This window comes from Devosia ureilytica, from assembly GCF_024273195.1.
Lineage (GTDB): Bacteria > Pseudomonadota > Alphaproteobacteria > Rhizobiales > Devosiaceae > Devosia > Devosia ureilytica.
This window is the reverse complement of record NZ_JAMZCU010000001.1, coordinates 609,419-626,868: the sequence shown is the minus strand read 5'-3', so window position 1 is coordinate 626,868 and position 17,450 is coordinate 609,419. Positions and strand designations below refer to the sequence as shown.

The 17,450-nt window shown below is 62.2% G+C and carries 15 protein-coding genes and 2 tRNA genes; 11 read left to right on the top strand and 6 right to left on the bottom strand.

Going from position 1 to position 17,450, the window contains the following annotated elements; all coding sequences use genetic code 11:
• Positions 1-22: 22 nt before the first annotated feature.
• Positions 23-1,312 carry a glycosyltransferase gene (locus NIM87_RS03050; RefSeq protein ID WP_254673135.1) on the bottom strand — a complete coding sequence of 430 codons (1,290 nt, stop codon included), beginning with the start codon at positions 1,310-1,312 and terminating at the stop codon, positions 23-25.
• Between the two features lie 424 nt (positions 1,313-1,736).
• Between NIM87_RS03050 and NIM87_RS03045 the strand changes: the two genes are divergently transcribed.
• The 11 genes from NIM87_RS03045 to NIM87_RS02995 all read left to right on the top strand — a co-directional run bounded on the left by NIM87_RS03045 (position 1,737) and on the right by NIM87_RS02995 (position 15,246).
• Entirely contained in the window at positions 1,737-2,960 is a 1,224-nt protein-coding gene (locus NIM87_RS03045; RefSeq protein ID WP_254673134.1) for an LL-diaminopimelate aminotransferase, read from the top strand.
• A 64-nt stretch (positions 2,961-3,024) separates the two neighbouring features.
• Positions 3,025-4,155, top strand: a complete 1,131-nt coding sequence (gene rlmC, locus NIM87_RS03040) for a 23S rRNA (uracil(747)-C(5))-methyltransferase RlmC (RefSeq protein ID WP_254673133.1) — start codon at positions 3,025-3,027, stop codon at positions 4,153-4,155.
• Positions 4,156-4,276: 121 nt separating this feature from the next.
• Complete coding sequence (locus tag NIM87_RS03035; protein ID WP_254673132.1) at positions 4,277-5,248, top strand: ABC transporter substrate-binding protein; 972 nt, start codon at positions 4,277-4,279, stop codon at positions 5,246-5,248.
• A 257-nt stretch (positions 5,249-5,505) separates the two neighbouring features.
• Positions 5,506-6,846 (top strand): homoserine dehydrogenase, encoded by a 1,341-nt coding sequence (locus tag NIM87_RS03030; RefSeq protein WP_254673313.1) that lies wholly within the window; start codon positions 5,506-5,508, stop codon positions 6,844-6,846.
• Positions 6,847-6,871: 25 nt separating this feature from the next.
• The gene (glpX, locus tag NIM87_RS03025; protein ID WP_254673131.1) at positions 6,872-7,858 is read left to right on the top strand and encodes a class II fructose-bisphosphatase; all 987 of its coding nucleotides are present in this window, start codon (positions 6,872-6,874) and stop codon (positions 7,856-7,858) included.
• Positions 7,859-8,023: 165 nt separating this feature from the next.
• Positions 8,024-9,814, top strand: coding sequence for a single-stranded-DNA-specific exonuclease RecJ (gene recJ, locus NIM87_RS03020; protein ID WP_254673130.1), 1,791 nt, complete (start codon positions 8,024-8,026; stop codon positions 9,812-9,814).
• Positions 9,815-10,031: 217 nt separating this feature from the next.
• Entirely contained in the window at positions 10,032-11,267 is a 1,236-nt protein-coding gene (locus tag NIM87_RS03015; protein WP_254673129.1) for an SAM-dependent methyltransferase, read from the top strand.
• Between the two features lie 115 nt (positions 11,268-11,382).
• Positions 11,383-12,327: an ABC transporter substrate-binding protein gene (locus tag NIM87_RS03010; protein ID WP_254673128.1), complete on the top strand. Its 945-nt coding sequence runs from the start codon at positions 11,383-11,385 to the stop codon at positions 12,325-12,327.
• Complete coding sequence (locus NIM87_RS03005) at positions 12,324-13,364, top strand: FecCD family ABC transporter permease (RefSeq protein ID WP_254673127.1); 1,041 nt, start codon at positions 12,324-12,326, stop codon at positions 13,362-13,364. The genes NIM87_RS03010 and NIM87_RS03005 overlap by 4 nt, the downstream gene beginning before the upstream one ends.
• Positions 13,361-14,416, top strand: a complete 1,056-nt coding sequence (locus NIM87_RS03000) for a FecCD family ABC transporter permease (protein WP_254673126.1) — start codon at positions 13,361-13,363, stop codon at positions 14,414-14,416. The genes NIM87_RS03005 and NIM87_RS03000 overlap by 4 nt, the downstream gene beginning before the upstream one ends.
• 17 nt (positions 14,417-14,433) lie before the next feature.
• Positions 14,434-15,246, top strand: coding sequence for an ABC transporter ATP-binding protein (locus NIM87_RS02995; protein WP_254673125.1), 813 nt, complete (start codon positions 14,434-14,436; stop codon positions 15,244-15,246).
• Here the strand turns inward: NIM87_RS02995 and NIM87_RS02990 are convergent.
• The 5 genes from NIM87_RS02990 to NIM87_RS02970 form a co-directional block, all read right to left on the bottom strand.
• The gene (locus NIM87_RS02990; RefSeq protein ID WP_254673124.1) at positions 15,243-15,890 is read right to left on the bottom strand and encodes an alpha/beta hydrolase family protein; all 648 of its coding nucleotides are present in this window, start codon (positions 15,888-15,890) and stop codon (positions 15,243-15,245) included. The two genes, NIM87_RS02995 and NIM87_RS02990, sit on opposite strands and share 4 nt — an antisense overlap.
• 86 nt (positions 15,891-15,976) lie before the next feature.
• Positions 15,977-16,051, bottom strand: a tRNA-Glu gene (locus NIM87_RS02985).
• 50 nt (positions 16,052-16,101) lie between these two features.
• Positions 16,102-16,176 (bottom strand) — tRNA-Glu (locus tag NIM87_RS02980).
• A gap of 93 nt (positions 16,177-16,269) precedes the next feature.
• The gene (locus NIM87_RS02975; protein WP_254673123.1) at positions 16,270-16,746 is read right to left on the bottom strand and encodes a YcbK family protein; all 477 of its coding nucleotides are present in this window, start codon (positions 16,744-16,746) and stop codon (positions 16,270-16,272) included.
• Between the two features lie 135 nt (positions 16,747-16,881).
• A complete protein-coding gene (locus NIM87_RS02970; RefSeq protein ID WP_254673122.1) occupies positions 16,882-17,304 on the bottom strand; it encodes a VOC family protein in 423 nt (140 codons plus the stop codon).
• Between the last annotated feature and the right edge of the window lie 146 nt (positions 17,305-17,450).

The window sequence follows — 17,450 nt, the reverse complement described above, 5'->3', positions numbered from 1 at the left end:
GTTCAATCTGGATGATGCGACATCAGATCGTTGCTGAATAGCGCCGTGCCCCGGCCTTGGCCGCATCGATGGTTGTTTCGATGAAATTGACTGCCGTGGTCAGCCCGTCTTCGGCCGTCAGAGCCTCGCCGATCCTGGCAGCATTGGCGGCCATGGCTGGATTGGTCGTAAGCTCATGTAGGGCATGGGCCAGAATTTCCGGCGTTACGGCACGAAGCCGCACAGGTGCAGGACCGCAACCAAGCGCGCGCACACGGCGGCCCCAATAGCGCTGGTCATAGGCCTGGGGCAGGGTGAATGTCGGCTTGCCAGCCCTCAGACCGGCCGCTGTCGTGCCGGCGCCGCCGTGATGGATCACCGCAGCGCACAGCGGGAAGAGCTTGTCATGCGGCGTATCGGATACGGCGAAGACTGTGTCAGGCAGCTCGTCGACATTGATGCCGCCCCAACCGCGCGAGACAATGGCTCGGCCACCCCACATTTCCAGAGCTTCGCGGAGAATCTGGGTGTTGCGATCAGCCCCGAAAGGCATTGAGCCAAAGCCGATATAGACCGGCGCAGGACCGGCATCGAGGAAGCGCTGCAAGTCGTCAGGCGGAACCCAGCCCGAATCGTTATCGAGGAACCAGAACCCTGTGACCACCGCCGTCTGCGGCCAGTCACGCGGTCGCGGCGAGACAATCGAGGAGAAATTGTAGAGTGTCGGCAGGTTGTTGCCGTGGCTGTCCTTGAACAGGCCGCCGCGCTTGCGCGGCCCCAGTCCCATGAGCTCCTTGCGCACACGGTCGCGCGGCAGGTCGTAATAGCCCTGCTGGATGTTCATTGCGATATAGCTGAGCTTGTTGAAGGTCGGCCCGAGATCGGGCACCTCATAAGCGCAGATGGGGAATTCCCGCGTGGGATTGAGTGGCTGCATCGCGGTCATGATGACCGGAATGTCCAGCGCTTCGGCGATATCGATGCCAAAACTAGTATTGATATTGACCACCACCGCATCGGCGCCCTGCGACATGACCCAGGCATTGCGCGCCGCCCGCTCAACCAGCGCCTGGCCCTGGCGCAGCAATTGCGGGAAGTGGTGAATTTTCATCTGGCTGATGGCGGTATCGAAGCGCGATTCCTGCAGCCAGGTCTGGATATTGGTCCCCAGAGTATGGAATTCGATTCCGTGCGCGGTGACCAGATCTTCAAAGTCGGAATTGGTGCCCAGGACAACGTCATGCCCACGGTTCTTGAGCGCGATGGCGAGTGCCAGATAGGGTCTGACATCACCCGCAGTACCGATTGTGGCGATTGCGACGCGTTTGCTCATGCACCTATCCGAGGAAGCGATACTGCCGCGGCAGCGAACCCACTACATGTAAAGGCGCAGCGGCATTTACAAGCTTGATCAGAAAACATATTAGGGGTTTGGCCACGCTCGCGTGTGGTAGCAGAAGTCAATTCGCAAGGGCAAGAGACATGGCGTCCCCGTTCACTGTTGCATGGTTTGGAGCACTGCTCGCCGGCAATCGCGTGGCGGCCCGTTTGGCAGCGGCGGCAAGCGCCCGATAGCTCTTCCCATTTGGCCGCAGCGGGCCGGGAAGAGCCGAAAAAATACTGTCACCGGCCCCATTAGTGCGGCCGCTTAACCCGTATAAAACCATAATTCCGCGATAATCAGCCTCATACATCGAGGCGTGGCGCTTTGGCGCGTCGCGGCCAGATACAGGCCCAAACGGCCAATCGAGGATCATATGAGCGAAGTCTTCCATCGCATCCGTCGTCTGCCCCCTTACGTGTTCGCCCATATCGATCCGATCAAGGCCAAGGCACGTGCCGAAGGCGTGGATATCATCGACCTGGGCATGGGCAATCCTGACATGCCCACCCCCGAGCACATCGTGGCCAAGCTGCAAGAAACGGTGAAGGACGGTCGCACGCACCGCTACTCCACCTCGCGCGGTATCCCCGGATTGCGCAAGGCCCAGGCCAGCTATTATGGCCGCCGCTTCGGCGTGAAGCTCAACCCCGACACCCAGATTGTCGCCACCCTTGGCTCCAAGGAAGGCTTTGCCAATATGGCTTCGGCCATCACAGCTCCAGGCGATGTGGTGCTGGTGCCCAACCCGACCTACCCGATCCATTCCTTTGGGTTCATCATGTCGGGCGGCGTCGTGCGCTCCATGCCGGCTGATCCCAATGAAGACTTCATGCGCTCGCTGGATCGGGCCGTGCGCCATTCGATCCCGAAGCCGATTGCGCTGGTGCTGAACTATCCGGCCAATCCGACCGCCTACACGGCCGACCTCGATTTTTACACCGAGGTGGTCAAGTACTGTAAGGCCAATGACATCTTCATCCTTTCGGATCTCGCCTACTCCGAGATCTATTTCGATGAAGACCAGCCGCCGCCATCGGTTCTGCAGGTGCCCGGCGCCATCGACATCACTGTGGAGTTCACCTCCATGTCCAAGACCTACTCCATGCCCGGTTGGCGAGTGGGCTTTGCGGTGGGCAATGAGCGGTTGATTGCGGCTCTCGCCCGCGTCAAATCCTATCTCGACTACGGCGCCTTCACGCCGATCCAGGTCGCCGCCGCCGCGGCGCTCAATGGCTCTGATGACGTGATCGACGAGGTCCGCAAGGTCTACAAGCACCGTCGCGATGTCATGGTGGAAAGCTTCGGCCGTTCGGGCTGGAACATACCTGTGCCTAAAGCCACCATGTTCGCCTGGGCGCCCATTCCGCCCCAGTTCGCTGATCTCGGCTCGCTCGAGTTCGCCAAGCTGCTGGTGCAGGAAACCGGCGTGGCCGTCGCGCCGGGCGTCGGCTTTGGCGAATATGGCGACCAGTACATCCGCCTCGCCTTTGTCGAGAACGAACAGCGCATTCGTCAGGCGGCCCGCAATATCAAGAAGCTGCTCGGCTCCAAGCCAGGGCAGGGCAATGTAGTGCCGCTTTCCACGGCGACGAAGTAGATCGGCTTGAAGGAGGCGGAGATTCCGCCTCCTTCAGTTATGGGATAGTCCGGGGGATGCAGGTGTGACGACCGCCATGCAGTGCGACTATTTCGATGGGGGTGTTTGCCGCTCCTGCACCCTCATGGGCACCCCATACGACACGCAGCTCATGGCCAAGATGGAGCATGCTCGCGGACTGCTCGCCGCGTGGCCGGATGCACGCTGGCTGCCGGCCATGGCGAGCAGCGACAGGGGCTTTCGCAACCGGGCCAAGATGGTCGTGGGTGGGACCGCCGACAATCCCACTCTGGGCATTCTCGACCAGTCACAGCGCGGCGTTGATCTGACATTGTGCGGCATCATTTCCGCCGGGCTGCGTGCGGCCATGGCGCCCATCGTCTCTTTCATCGCGCTGGCCCGGATTGTCCCCTACGACGTCCCCGCGCGCCGCGGAGAGCTAAAGCACGTCCTCCTGACGGAATCCCCGGACGGCGCCTTGATGCTGCGTTTCGTGCTGCGGTCCACCGAAGCTCTTGGCCGCATTCGCAAGCATTTGCCCAGTTTGCTCGCCGAGCTGCCCCAGCTCAAAGTCATCACCGCCAACTTGCTGCCCGAACACAAGGCGGTGCTCGAGGGCGACGAAGAAATTGCGCTCACCAGCGGTGAGACCCTCACCATGCCCCTCGACGGCGTGCTTCTGCACCTGCGGCCCGGCAGCTTTTTCCAGACCAACACACAAATTGCCATGGGTCTATATGCACAGGCCAGGGAATGGATCGACGAGGTCGCGCCGCGACTTGTGTGGGACCTGTATTGCGGCGTGGGCGGGTTCGCCCTGTATGTCGCCGCACCCGGACGCCGCGTCCATGGCGTGGAAGTGAGCGCACCGGCCGTTGAATCTGCACGGCTGAGCGCATCCGGGGCAGGGCTCAAGGATGTCACCTTTGCGGTGGGTGATGCGACAGCATTGTCCACGGCTGAAACACCAGATGCGATCATCGTGAACCCGCCTCGCCGCGGCCTCGGCGAGAAACTGTGCGCAACGCTGGAGGCCTCCGGCATTCCCACAATAGTTTATTCGAGCTGTAACGCCGTCACTCTCGCCCAGGATATTGCCGCCATGCCCGGCTATGCGCCGCAGCGTATCCGCCTGTTCGACATGTTTCCGCAAACCGACCACTACGAGACGATGGTGCTGCTGACCCGCCGCTGATGTCGGAGGGACCATGCCGATGCTTTACGCCCGGGGCATGAGTATCCGGCCCGCCGAAATATTACATGACATTACAAGTCACCTTTTGTATGGAGAGCTATCTCCAAGCAAAGGGTGACACATGTCCATTCGCTCCCTCGTACTTTCCGCCGCCGTTGGCCTCGCCATGGTGGTCGCCGCGCAGGCGCAATCCTTCCCCGTCACCATCGAGCATGCCTATGGCCAGACGACCATTCCTGCCAAGCCGCAACGTATCGTTACCTGGGGCTGGGCCGCGCAGGACGCCGTCATCGCGCTGGGCGAAGTCCCGGTCGGCATCCCCCATTTCAGCTATGGTGGCGACGAGAACGGCGCTCTGACCTGGACCAAGGATGCCGTGGCGGCACTTGGTGCTGACTTCCCCACCATATTGCCAGATGGATTTGAAGCGCCTGTCGAAGCCATCGCCGCATTGGAGCCAGACCTCATCATTGCTGTCTATTCCGGCCTTACTGCCGAGGAATACGACGTTCTGAGCGGGATCGCGCCGGTGGTCGCATTCCCGGAGACCGCCTGGAGTACGCCCTGGCAACAGACCATCACCATCACCGGCCAAGCCATGGGCAAAAAGGCCGAAGGCGAGGCGCTGGTGGCCGAGCTTGAGCAGTTCATTGCCGATGAAACGGCCAAATACCCCGAGTTGGCCGGGGCCAGCTTCGCGACCGTGGCGGAATACAATGGCGAGGTCGCCGTCTATGCCAATCTCGACAGCCGCGTGAAGTTCCTGGTCGATGCCGGCATGGTGTCGTCTCCGGCAGTCACCGAACTGGCGCAGGGCGAGAGCTTCTATTTCTCGCTCAGCTACGAAAGCTTCGAGCAGCTGACGGCCGACGTCCTTGTCTCCTATTTCGAGACCGCCGACGCCGACGCCAGCTTCTTCGGCAATCCGGTCATTGCCCTTCATCCGCAGGTGCAGGAGGGCGCAGTGGCGCATGTGGTCGGCGCCGAGCTGATCAATTCGATCTCGCCACCGAGCGCCCTGTCGCTGAAATGGGGCTATCCCCAATACATCAAGCTGATTGCCGATGCGGTCAAAGCCGGCAAGGCAGAATGACCTGAAATGGGTCGGCCCTTGGGTCGACCCATTTTCCTTTGCAAACTCCTATTGACGGCTAGGCGAATTCCTATGCACATGTCGCCACCATGAGCGATATCCAGTCTTTCCGCCAAGCCGTCGAAACCTTCATCTCCGCAAGAGGTTGGACCCCAACACGTTTTGGCCGCATCGTTGCGGGCGATCCGCTGTTCGTGTTCGACCTGCGCGATGGCCGCGAGCCGCGGAGCGAGACCCGCGCGCGCATCATGAAGGCCATGGCCGAATTCGGCGATGCCGACCGGCAGGCGCCACTGCGCGTCGGGGTAGCCGGACTGGGCAATGTTGGCGCCACGCTGGTGCGCATCCTGCAGAAGGATGGAGCCGAACTGACGCGAAAATTGGGGCGGCAGCTGGAAGTGGTGGCCGTCGCCGCCCGTTCCCGCTCCCGCGACCGTGGCATTGATATTTCGGGCCTTGAATGGTTCGACGACCCGGTGGCGCTGGCCAAGTGGGACGGCATCGACCTTTTCGTTGAACTGATCGGCGGCGAAGACGGCCCGGCCTTTGCCGCCGTCAAGGCCGCCCTCGAAATCGGTCGCCCGGTGGTTACGGCCAACAAGGCGCTGCTGGCCAAGCACGGCGTCACCCTGGCGCGGCTGGCCGAAGAATCAGGCGCCCAGCTCGGGTTTGAAGCGGCGGTTGCGGGCGGAATTCCCGTAATCAAAACGCTTCGCGAAGGTCTTGGCACGGCCCGGATTGCCAAGGTCTTTGGCATCATGAACGGCACCTGCAATTACATCCTGACGCGCATGGGCAATGAAGGAATTTCCTTTGCCGATTGCCTCAAGGACGCGCAGGCGCTCGGATATGCCGAAGCCGACCCCACATTCGACGTGGAGGGTTTTGATACCGCCCACAAGCTGTCCATTCTCTCGACGCTCTGCTTCGGCTACGAGATTGCGCCCGACAAGATGCGTGTCGAGGGCATTTCCAACATCACCCAGCACGATATCCAGGTCGCCGCCGATCTCGGATACAAGATCAAGCTGCTCGGCATTGCCGAGCGCACCGACGATGGCATCGAACAGCGCGTCCACCCCACCTTCGTACCAAAGGGCAGCGCCATTGCCGGGGTCGATGGGGTGATGAACGCGGTAGCGCTCGAAACCGACCATGTGCATGAACTGCTGCTGGCTGGTCCCGGCGCGGGTGGCCCGCCCACCGCGTCCTCTGTGCTGTCAGACATTCTGGACATCGCCCGCGGAACCCGCGTGCCGCCGCTTGGCGTGCCCAGCGATGAACTGCTCCCCTATCGTGAGGCGCCCCACCGCCCCCATGAGGGCGGCTTCTACATTCGCCTCAGCGCCAAGGATGTGGCTGGTGCCCTGGCTGCCATTGCCACCCGCATGGGGGAAAAGTCGATTTCTATCGACAGTGTCATCCAGCGGTCGGATCTGAGTGCAAAAGCTGTGGCGCCCGACGGGTCGCCCACGCGTACGGTGGTGATGATTACTCAACAGACTTTGGAATCATCGGTGCGCGAAGCGCTTGCACAGATCGCCGCAGATGGGTTCATAGTCGGCGAACCACAATTGATCCGCATAGAAAAGCTCTGACCGTTGCAGGGCTTCGGGGGGAACCATGAAGCTCAGCAAAGTCGAAATCGGTAAGGACCCGGCCAATCTGCATCGTACCCTGACGCTGGAGATGGTCCGTGTCACCGAGCGGGCGGCCATTGCAGCCGCCGAATGGCGCGGCAAGGGCAATGAAAAAGCCGCCGACGAAGCGGCGGTCGCCGCCATGAAGGCCGAGCTGGATCACCTGTCCATTTCCGGCCGCATCGTCATTGGTGAGGGCGAGCAGTTCGAGTGCGACGATCTCTATGTCGGCCAGGCGGTTGGCGAAGGGGAGGGGCCGGAGGTCGACATCGCCGTCGACCCGCTCGAGGGCGTAACCCTTGCGGCCAAGAACCAGCCCGATTCTCTGGTGGTGCTGGCCATGGCCGAGCGCGGTGGCCTGCTCAACGTTGCCCGCAACGTCTATATGCACAAGATCGCCATCGGCTCTGAATATGCCCCCGAGACGGTCCATATCGAGTGGTCGGCCACGGAAAATGTGACCGCACTGGCCAAGGCCAAGGGCGTCCCGATCTCGGAAATAACCGCAATAGTGCTGGATCGCCCGCGACATGGGGGCCTGCTCGAAGAGCTGCGGACGGCCGGCGTGTCGGTTAAGCTGCTCAGTGACGGCGACATTGCCGGCGTCATCCATGCGGTCAATACAGCAGACACTGGCGTGGACATCTATCTGGGCTCCGGCGGCGCCCCGGAAGGCGTGCTGGCGGCGGCTGCACTGCGCTGCATTGGCGGCCACATGCAGGGCAAACTTATCCTCGATACCCCCGACAAACGCCTTCGCGCCAAGGAAATGGGCATTACCGATGCCAACCGCATCTATGACGTCACCGAACTGGCTGCCGGCGATGTCCTTTTTTCCGCCACCGGCGTTACCGATGGTTCTCTGGTCGAGGGTGTGAAATTGCGCCGGGGCACGGTTGAAACCTCCACTGTCGTGATGCGCAGCTGGAGCCAGACCACCCGCTGGATCAGGGCCCGGCACGCACGGTAGCGGCCAAGTTCCTTTCCCCTTTTTGGGTTAGATTTCGGCGTTCAGCAGAAAACCAGTGCTCGTGAGCGCCACGCGCGCATCCCATGCCGTGCAGCAGGTGTCGAAGAAGGGCGTGGACTCTCGGTGCCCCTTCCCACCCCGCGCAAAATCCCCTAACCCTCACTCATGCCCGAAACCCCGCGCGCCTTTCTCGACATCAGCAACTCGGTCACCGGTCGAGGCTGGGTAGATCGGCTGGACGTGGTTGCGGCCCGCAATGCCACGGCCATCGGCCAGCGGACGGGTATTTCGGACATTCTGGCGCGCATCATGGCGGCGCGCGGCGTGGGGCTTGAGGACGCGGAAGGCTATCTTGAGCCCAGTATTCGCAACCTCATGCCGGACCCATCAACGCTGACGGCTATGGACGAACTGGCCGAGCGACTGGCCAAAGCCATCGCTGACAACGAATCCATCGCCCTGTTTGGCGATTATGACGTCGATGGCGCCTGCTCCTGTGCCCTGATGACGCGCTACCTCAGGCACTTCGGCATTGAGCCGCAAGTGCATATCCCGGATCGCATTTTTGAAGGCTATGGCCCTAATATTGCGGCCATGGATAAGCTCATCGATGCTGGCGCCACTTTGATCATCACGCTCGACTGCGGCACAACCAGCGATGGCCCCATCGGTCATGCGCGCAGCCGAGGTGCCGATGTGCTGGTCATCGACCACCACCTTTCCGACCATGACCTGCCGCCGGCCAATGCGCTGGTCAATCCCAACCGCCCGGACGACATATCCGGTCTCGGCTATCTCTGCGCGGCTGGTGTTACCTTCATGGTGCTGGTCGCGGTGAACCGTACATTGCGTAACCGCGGCGATACCGGTCTGCCAGATTTGCTCAAGCTCCTCGACCTTGTCGCCCTGGCCACGGTTTGCGACGTGGTGCCTCTCACAGGCCTAAATCGGGCATTTGTTGTCCGCGGGCTTGAAGTGGCGCGGCGCGGCGAAAAGCCGGGTCTGTCGGCTCTGGCATTGGCCGCGCGCGCCTCTGGCCCGCTCAATCCCTATCATTTGGGCTTTCTCATCGGGCCACGCATCAATGCGGGCGGGCGCATCGGAGACGCGGCGCTCGGCACCCGGCTACTGGCCCTCGATGATGAACATCAGGCCATGGTGATCGCCGCCCAGCTCGACGAGCTCAATGGTGAACGTCAGCGCATCGAGGTGGAGGCCGTCGAAGAGGCAACGGCCACTGCGGAGGCGGAAATCGGCTCCGGCGAAGGTCCGCCAGTGCTGGTGCTGGCCTCGGCCAACTGGCACCCCGGCGTTGTGGGTCTCGTTGCGGCGCGGTTGCGCGAGCGCTTCGAGCGCCCGAGCTTTGCCATTGCGCTCAACCCCGACGGCACCGGGACCGGTTCTGGCCGCTCGATGCCGGGCGTCGATCTGGGCAGAGCCGTTATCGAGGCTGTCGAGACCGGGCTGCTGCCAAAGGGCGGCGGCCATGCGATGGCCGCGGGCGTCACACTCCGGTCAGGCGACCTTGGTCCTTTTCGGGCCTTCCTGGTCGATAGGCTCAGCGCCAGTGTCACGACCGCCCGAGCAGCATCTGCTCTCAAGGTGGACGCGGCTCTGACAGCGCGCGGCGCCACCGTTGACTTGCTGCACAATCTTGAAAAGGCAGGGCCCTATGGGGCCGGAAATCCCTCCCCGGTCTTTGCATTTCCGGCGCACCGCGCGCGATATCCGCAGATTGTTGGCAAAGGCGGGCATGTGAGTTTTACCTTGGCATCCGACGATGGCGCCAAGCTCAAGGCCATCGCCTTCCGTGCCGCCGGCACGGCTCTGGGCGATACGCTGATGCGCGACAATGATCAGCCGCTGCACTTCGCCGGTGGCCTGTCGCTTGATCACTATCAGGGGCGGGAACAGGTCCAGTTCCGCCTCATCGATATTGCTCGACCGCCACGCTGAAATAATCTGAGATCCAATTCTTGCCTTGATCCGTAGTACCTTGGCGTTGGCCGTTGCGGGATGAGGCCGCTTGCATATCCAATTGTGAGCGCTAAACTATCCAGCGGTGTCCTGTGGGAGGCGACGCCTCGCCGGCAGGACCTATCTGACGCTCCGTGTTTGGCGGCAGGCTCAAGCCGTACCGCCGTTTCTTGCGATAGTTGGACCAAGCGGCACAATGACAAAAACAGCCGTCGAACAGACACAGACTGGCGCTTCGGCGTGGACGCATTTCACCTCTTGGCTCGTCGAGCGGATAGGGGTTTCCCTGATTGGCAAGCCGCGTCACGGTTCGCTGACAGTGGTCTTTCCCAATGGACGGACGCGGACGGTCGGACAGGGGAATGCCGGCGAGCATGCGACGCTCCGACTAAACAATTTCAAGGTCATCTCCGAGGCCATGCAGCGAGGGACCGTTGGCTTCGCCGCGGCCTATATGAATGGCGATTTCGATTCCGATGACCTGACGGCGCTGTTTCGGTTTTTCCTGCAAAACCGCGATATGTTCGACGCCGCCGGGCAGGGGTTTTTCCGCCGCGCCGCTGGCGATCTCCATTACCATATCTCGCGCCGCAACACGCTCGAAGGCGCCAAGAAGAACATTGCCGAGCACTATGACCTTGGTAACGATTTCTACGGCCAGTGGCTCGACCCATCCATGACCTATTCCTCGGCTGTGTTCACCTCGGGGGACCAGAGTCTGGAGGAAGCCCAGCTGGCCAAATATCGGCGCGTCGCCGATATGGCGGGCATCACCGAGGGCGCCTCAGTTCTGGAAATCGGCTGTGGCTGGGGCGGTTTTGCCGAGACCGTGGCCCGTGACTACAAGGCAAACCTGCGCGGCATCACCCTTTCGGCCGAGCAACTCAGGTTCGGGCTGGAACGCCTGTCGCGCCAGGGGTTGGATCAATATGCGACGCTGGTCTTCGAGGACTACCGCCATACAGAGGGCCAGTTTGACCACATCGGCTCCATCGAGATGATCGAGGCGGTGGGCGAGGATAATTGGCCGAGCTATTTCCAGACCCTGCATGACCGCCTGAAGCCGGGAGGCACCGCCGCCATTCAGGCCATCACCATCCAGGAGCGGGATTTTGACCATTATCGCGCCGGCCCCGATTTCATCCAGCGCTACATATTCCCGGGTGGGATGCTGCTGACCAAGACCGTGATGAAGGATTTCGGCGAGCGCTATGGCTTGGTTCTCGAACAGGTGGAAACCTTCGGGCTGTCCTATGCGCGCACCCTGCGCCTTTGGCGCGAACGCTTCCTTGAACGCTGGCCCATGATTGCGCCGCTTGGCTATGACGAGGTCTTCAAGCGCAAATGGGTTTACTACCTCTCATATTGCGAGGCTGGCTTTGCGGAGGGCGCAATCGACGTCGGTATCTACCAGTACCGCCGCCCTGCCTGATCGGATGCCCACAGGGTGGGCTCAAGAATAGTCGGCGTTGCCAATAACATGACTTGACCACTCACCTTAGCGGGTCTAGGGAACGGAAAATTTCCCGTTCCCGGAAGGTCATTTCATGTTTCGTCCCCTTGCGCTCGCGCTGACCCTTTTGGCGACCACTGCATGGCCTGGCTATGCCCAGGCCTGGGACTATCTTGGTGGCGACGGCGAAACCGTCACGCTCGACGCCGTGCCTTTGCGGATCATCGCAAGCCAGGACGCCGCCGCAGGCCTGATTCCGCTCGGCATCCGTCCCGTCGCCATCTATGCCGATAGCGCCGTATCCGATGCCAAGGCATTGCAGGGGCTCGATCTTTCCGGCATCGAGATCATCGGCCAGGCTTGGGGCGAAGTGGACATCGAAAAAGCCGCTGCCCTTGAACCCGACCTGATCGTGGCTGAATACTGGCCGCTCGAAACAACCTGGTCCGGCGGCAATGACGTTGTTGCGGCCCTGTCGCCGCTGGCACCAATCACCGGGCCGAAACAGGGGGCCTCAATCCTCACGCTGATCGAGGATTATGAGGCCCTGGCGGCCAGCCTCGGCGCCGATTTGACTGCATCTGATATCGCCGCCAGCAAGGCGACCTTCTCGGCCTCGCTGGAAGCCTTCAAGGCCGCAGTCGCAGCCAAGCCTGGCTTGACCGCAATGGCCGTATGGGCCGGCGCTGACGCACTCTATGTGGCCGCCACCGCGGGCTCGTCCGAGCTGATGGATTTTGCCGGCTGGGGCCTCAAGCTCATCGATCCCGAAGTCGCCGACGATCGCGGCTATTGGGAAACGCTTTCGTGGGAAAATGCTGACAAGTACCAACCGGACCTGATCATGGTCGACAATCGCGCCGACGCGACCATGGGTACCGCATTGGCCCAGCCCACATGGACGCTGATGAAGGCCGCCGAGGCCGGTCAGGTGACCGACTGGCCGGCATTCTGGCTGCGCAATTATGGTGCCTATGCCAGCGAACTCGACAAGCTGACCGCTGCCATCAACGCAGCGGACGCCGGCCTGGCTCCGTGACCCGGTTGATGGCCGAGGCGATCAATATTCGCACGCATAAGGCAGTCCGGCTGACAATCGGGCTGCTTGTGCTTGGCGCTGCGCTTCTGGCTATCACCATGCTATCATTGACGACCGGCGCGCGTGCCATTCCGCCTGAACACGTCTGGGCAGCGCTGACAGCCTTCGATCCCAGCTCGACCGAGCACCGCATTGTCCTGGACTTGCGCCTGCCGCGAACCATTGTCGGCCTCATGGTCGGAGCCGCCCTGGGGCTGTCTGGCGCCGTGCTGCAAGGCGCGACCCGCAATCCACTGGCCGACCCGACCATTCTGGGCATCAACGCTGGCGCCTCGCTGGCGGTGGTGCTGGGTGTCGGGCTTATGGGCGTCAGTCAGCTTTCCATTTACGTCTGGCTGGCATTCGCCGGGGCAGGGGTCGCCATGCTGGTGGTTTATGCCGTGGCTTCCCTTGGGCGTGAGGGCGCGACCCCAATCAAGCTGGCGCTCGCAGGCGCCGCCATCACCGCGGTCCTCCATTCCATCATCAACGCCATTCTGCTCACGAGCCCGCGTACGCTCGATGAAGTCCGGTTTTGGCAGGTGGGTTCGCTCTCAGGCCGCACGATCGACATCGCCATCCAGGTTGCGCCGTTCATGGTGTTGGGCATGGTGCTGGCTCTGGCGACCGCGCGCCTGCTCGATGGCCTCTCCATGGGTGACGACGTGGCCCGGGCGCTGGGTCAGCGCATCGGCCTGTCGCGGGGCATGGCCGGTCTGGCCGCTGTCATCCTGGCGGGTGCAAGCACTGCCGCTGCCGGCCCCATCGCCTTTGTAGGCCTCACCGTTCCCCATGTGGCCCGCGCCATCACCGGTCCCGGCTATCGCTGGATTTTGCCCTATTCCATGCTGATGGCGCCGATCCTGCTGCTGGGTGCCGATGTTCTGGGCCGCATCATCGCGCCGCCCGGCGAGGTGCAAGTGGGCATCGTCACAGCCTTCCTCGGCGCCCCCTTCTTCATCGCCCTGGTGCGACGCCGCAAGCTGGCCGCGCTATGACCACCACCACCGCCGACATCACCCGCATTGTTGCGGTACGTCGCGCCGCTGCGACCCGTCGCCAAGGCGTTGCCGCCGGGCTTATCCTGGCGCTGCTCGCGGCCTTCGCGATGGCGCTCTATCTGGGCGATTATCCGGTTGCGGCGCAGGGCATCATCCAGTCGCTGCTGTCGCCCTTGACCGGGCTGGCTGATCGGGGCGTGGATTTCATCGTGTTGCAGGTGCGCTTGCCGCGTGCCGTGCTGGCCATTCTCGCTGGCGCATCCTTTGCGCTGGCCGGAATCATTTTCCAAACTCTTCTGCGTAACCCCTTGGCCAGCCCAGACATTATTGGCATCGCCCATGGCGCCAGCGCCTCGGCGGTGTTTTGCATCATCATTCTGGGCTGGTCCGGTCTGGCCGTGTCCCTGGGCGCCTTCGCGGGTGCCGTTTTGACGGCCCTGACCATCTATCTGCTGGCCTGGCGCAATGGCGTCACAGCCTTTCGCGTGGTGCTCATCGGCATCGGCATGGCGGCGATGTTAGCCGCCGTCATTTCTTACCTCTTCACCCGTGCCCGGCTCAACGAGGTGCAGCAGGCCATGGCCTGGCTGGTGGGCAGCCTCAATGCCGCCCGTCCAGCCGACTCCATCGTGCTGGGCGGCGCCATGCTGGTACTGGTGCCTCTGATGATTGCCCTGTTGCGCGGGCTCGATGCCATGGAACTGGGGGACGATACCGCGCGCGCCCTGGGAGCAAAGGTGGAGACCACGCGTCTGGGGCTCATGCTGGTGGCGGTCGGCTTTGCCGCCTTCGCTACGGCGGCCGTCGGGCCGGTGGGTTTCGTGGCCTTTGTGTCGGGGCCGTTGGCCCGCAGCCTCCTCAAGGGGGCAGGGCGCGGGTTTCTACAGGCGGCCCTCGTTGGGGCCCTGGTCATGTTGGTGTCCGACCTTGTTGCCCAGCATCTGCTGCCGACGGTGCAATTGCCCGTTGGCGTTGTCACCGGTGCCTGCGGCGCCCTGTTCCTGCTATGGCTGCTGATGGCTTCGGGCCGCTCTGGCCGCGTGAATTGATCTCGAGAGAACCGCCGATGTCCGCCCACCACCAATTGCTCGCCGCCGGTCTCGACCTTGCCTATGGTGATCGCCAGATTGTTTCGGCGCTGGACCTGACCCTGCCACCCGGCAAGTTGACGGTGATCGTAGGCGCCAATGCCTGCGGCAAGTCCACGCTGCTGCGCGGCCTGGCGCGGCTGCTGACGCCGACGCGCGGCGCGGTCTATCTCGATGGCAAGCCAATCCACCAGCTGCCGACGCGCGAAGTCGCCACGGTGCTCGGCGTGCTGCCGCAAAGCCCCATTGCGCCGGACGCCATTTCGGTGGTCGATCTGGTGGGGCGCGGCCGCTATCCGCATCAGGGCTGGTTCCGTCGCTGGACGCCAGAGGACGACGCCGCCGTTGCCGATGCCCTTGCCGCCACCGACACGACCGATCTGGCCGACCGCCCGGTCGACGAACTTTCCGGCGGTCAGCGCCGGCGTGTGTGGATCGCCATGGCCCTGGCGCAGGAAACCGACGTGCTGCTGCTCGACGAGCCCACGACCTTTCTTGACATCAACCATCAGGTGGAAGTCCTCGACCTGCTAACCGATTTGGTCAAGCAGCGCGGCCGCACGGTCGTTGTGGTATTGCACGACCTCAACCTTGCCTGCCGCTACGCTGACCACCTCGTGGCCATGAAGAGCGGCAAAATCATCGCCGAAGGTCGCCCCGTCGCAGTGATGACCGAAGAGGTGGTGGAGGACGTCTTTGGCATGACCTCCCGCATCGTTCTCGATCCGGTGTCCAACACCCCCATGATCGTGCCAATCGGCCGACATCATGCCGAGCAGACCGTCACCTAGCGGGCGGCGACCCGCTGCATCCAGCGGACAGTTTCCGTAGCCATTGTCGCCAGATGGTCTTTCGCCGAAAATCCCGACACGGATTTGCGCGGTTTGAGATCGTGGTCACCATCTTCGAGCCACAACAGCTCAATGGAGGGCGACAAAGCATAGCCGCTGACTTCTTCGCGGGTTCCGAATGGATCGCGCGTTCCCTGGACGATCAGTGTCGGCGTCTGCAACGCCGCCAGATGGGCCGTTCGCAGCTGTTCCGGGTTTTTGGGTGGATGAAACGGATAACCGAGACAGAGGAGACCAGCCACTTGCCCGGCCGCGCGGAGTGGGTCGGCAACTATGCTGGCGACCCGCCCACCCAATGACCGGCCGCCGATAAACAGCGGAGCACTCACGGCGCCCAGAGTCTTTAGCGCTGCCAGATATTCGGGCATGAGCTTCTCGGCCTTGGGCGGCGGCTTGCGACCATCCCCGGTTCGCCGCTCAGCCATATAACCAAACTCGAACCGGACCACCCGGACGCCTGCACCGCCAAGCGCCAAAGCAGCTGCATTCATCGATGCCGAATCCATCGGAGCGCCAGCGCCATGCGCCAGAAGCAGCGTCATAGCTGCATCCTCGGGGCCGTCAAAAAGAAACTGTGTTGTCATGACATTCCTCGTCAGCGCTCGGTTCACATGCCGTCACCGTCCGCCGCAACAAAACAGCAGCCGGGATCAAGGTAGTGAGAGGAGACTGGTACGCCCAAGGGGAATCGAACCCCTGTTCCCGCCGTGAGAGGGCGGTGTCCTGACCGCTAGACGATGGGCGCGGAGCAAGGAACTCTATGCTGGACTATCGCGTCCCACCAGCATGGGAAAATGGTACGCCCTAGGGGAATCGAACCCCTCTCTGCACCGTGAAAGGGTGCCGTCCTAACCGATAGACGAAGGGCGCATCAGCGCGATGGCCGTCGTATAATGGGGTGCTTTTGATTGCGCAACCCCGTTTGCATTGAAGCCGTGAGGTTTTTTTGCCGACACCGACTTTTCAACAGCCCTCGAACGTCACTGGACGCCGGTAGCCGCGCGGGCGATCGCGAATGTCCACGTGAATAAAGGTGCGGCCAGGATAGCAGCCCAACCCGCCCACACCGTCAAGGGTCATGGCGAAGGCAATCAGGTCCTGCTTGGGCACCCCGGGAACGTAGAAGTCAGCCGCCATGCACTTGGTGTGGTAGGAATTGTCAGCGCCACCGACCGAGGCATTGTGGAAAGCATTACGATAGCCCGAATTCATCACCACGCGCTTGCCGAAACGCCCCTCAAACTCCCAGATGACAAAACGCAGCTTGGGTGAGATGCACAATGCGTTGACATTGCTGGAGGTGACATAGGTGCCCCAGTCCTGCTTCAGGCCGGAATAGCCAGCACCGCCGCCGCTGGCAAACATGGCCATGGGCAGGCATCCGGCGAGCACCAGAGCGGAAACGGCGGCAGCGGCGAGGGACCGTAGAAATCGAGGCATAGCGACCTTCCCGAGGCTCATGTCGCGCTTTGGCAACAGGCAATGGGGATTGGAGTGTAGTCGCTAAAATTAGAGCGGTTTCGCTAACCCGGTGCTAAGCGGCAAGGTTAGCGAAACCTTAAGCGTGTCAAGCTGTTACCAGCTGCCGGTGTTCGGCATCGAGGCCCAGGGTTCCTGCGGAGGCAGGTGTCCGTCCTGGATCAGTTCGATGGAAATTCCATCGGGGGAGCGCACAAAGGCCATATGGCCGTCGCGGGGCGGGCGGTTGATAACGACGCCCATGTCCGACAGGTGCTGGCACAGGGCATAGATGTCATCGACCCGATAGGCCAGGTGCCCGAAATTGCGGCCGCCGGCGTAGGGTTGGGGATCTGGATCCCAATTGTAGGTCAGTTCGACCTCACCACCCTTGTCCCCGGGAGCGCTGAGGAAGATCAGCGTGAATCGGCCCTTCTCATTGTCGGTGCGGCGCACTTCCTCAAGGCCGAGGCCCTGGCAATAGAATCGGAGGCTTTCCTCGACATTGGTGACGCGCACCATGGTGTGCAGATACTTCAAGGCTGGTCTCCTTTGGCTGTTCGTCGCGCATGGCCTAACAAGCTCAGGGCACCCCTGCAAGAAGTGCGCAATTGAGCTGTCAACAAAATCGCAACACCTTCTTAACTTTTGCCGTTGAATCGGCCAGACTGATTTGGTCTTGTGAG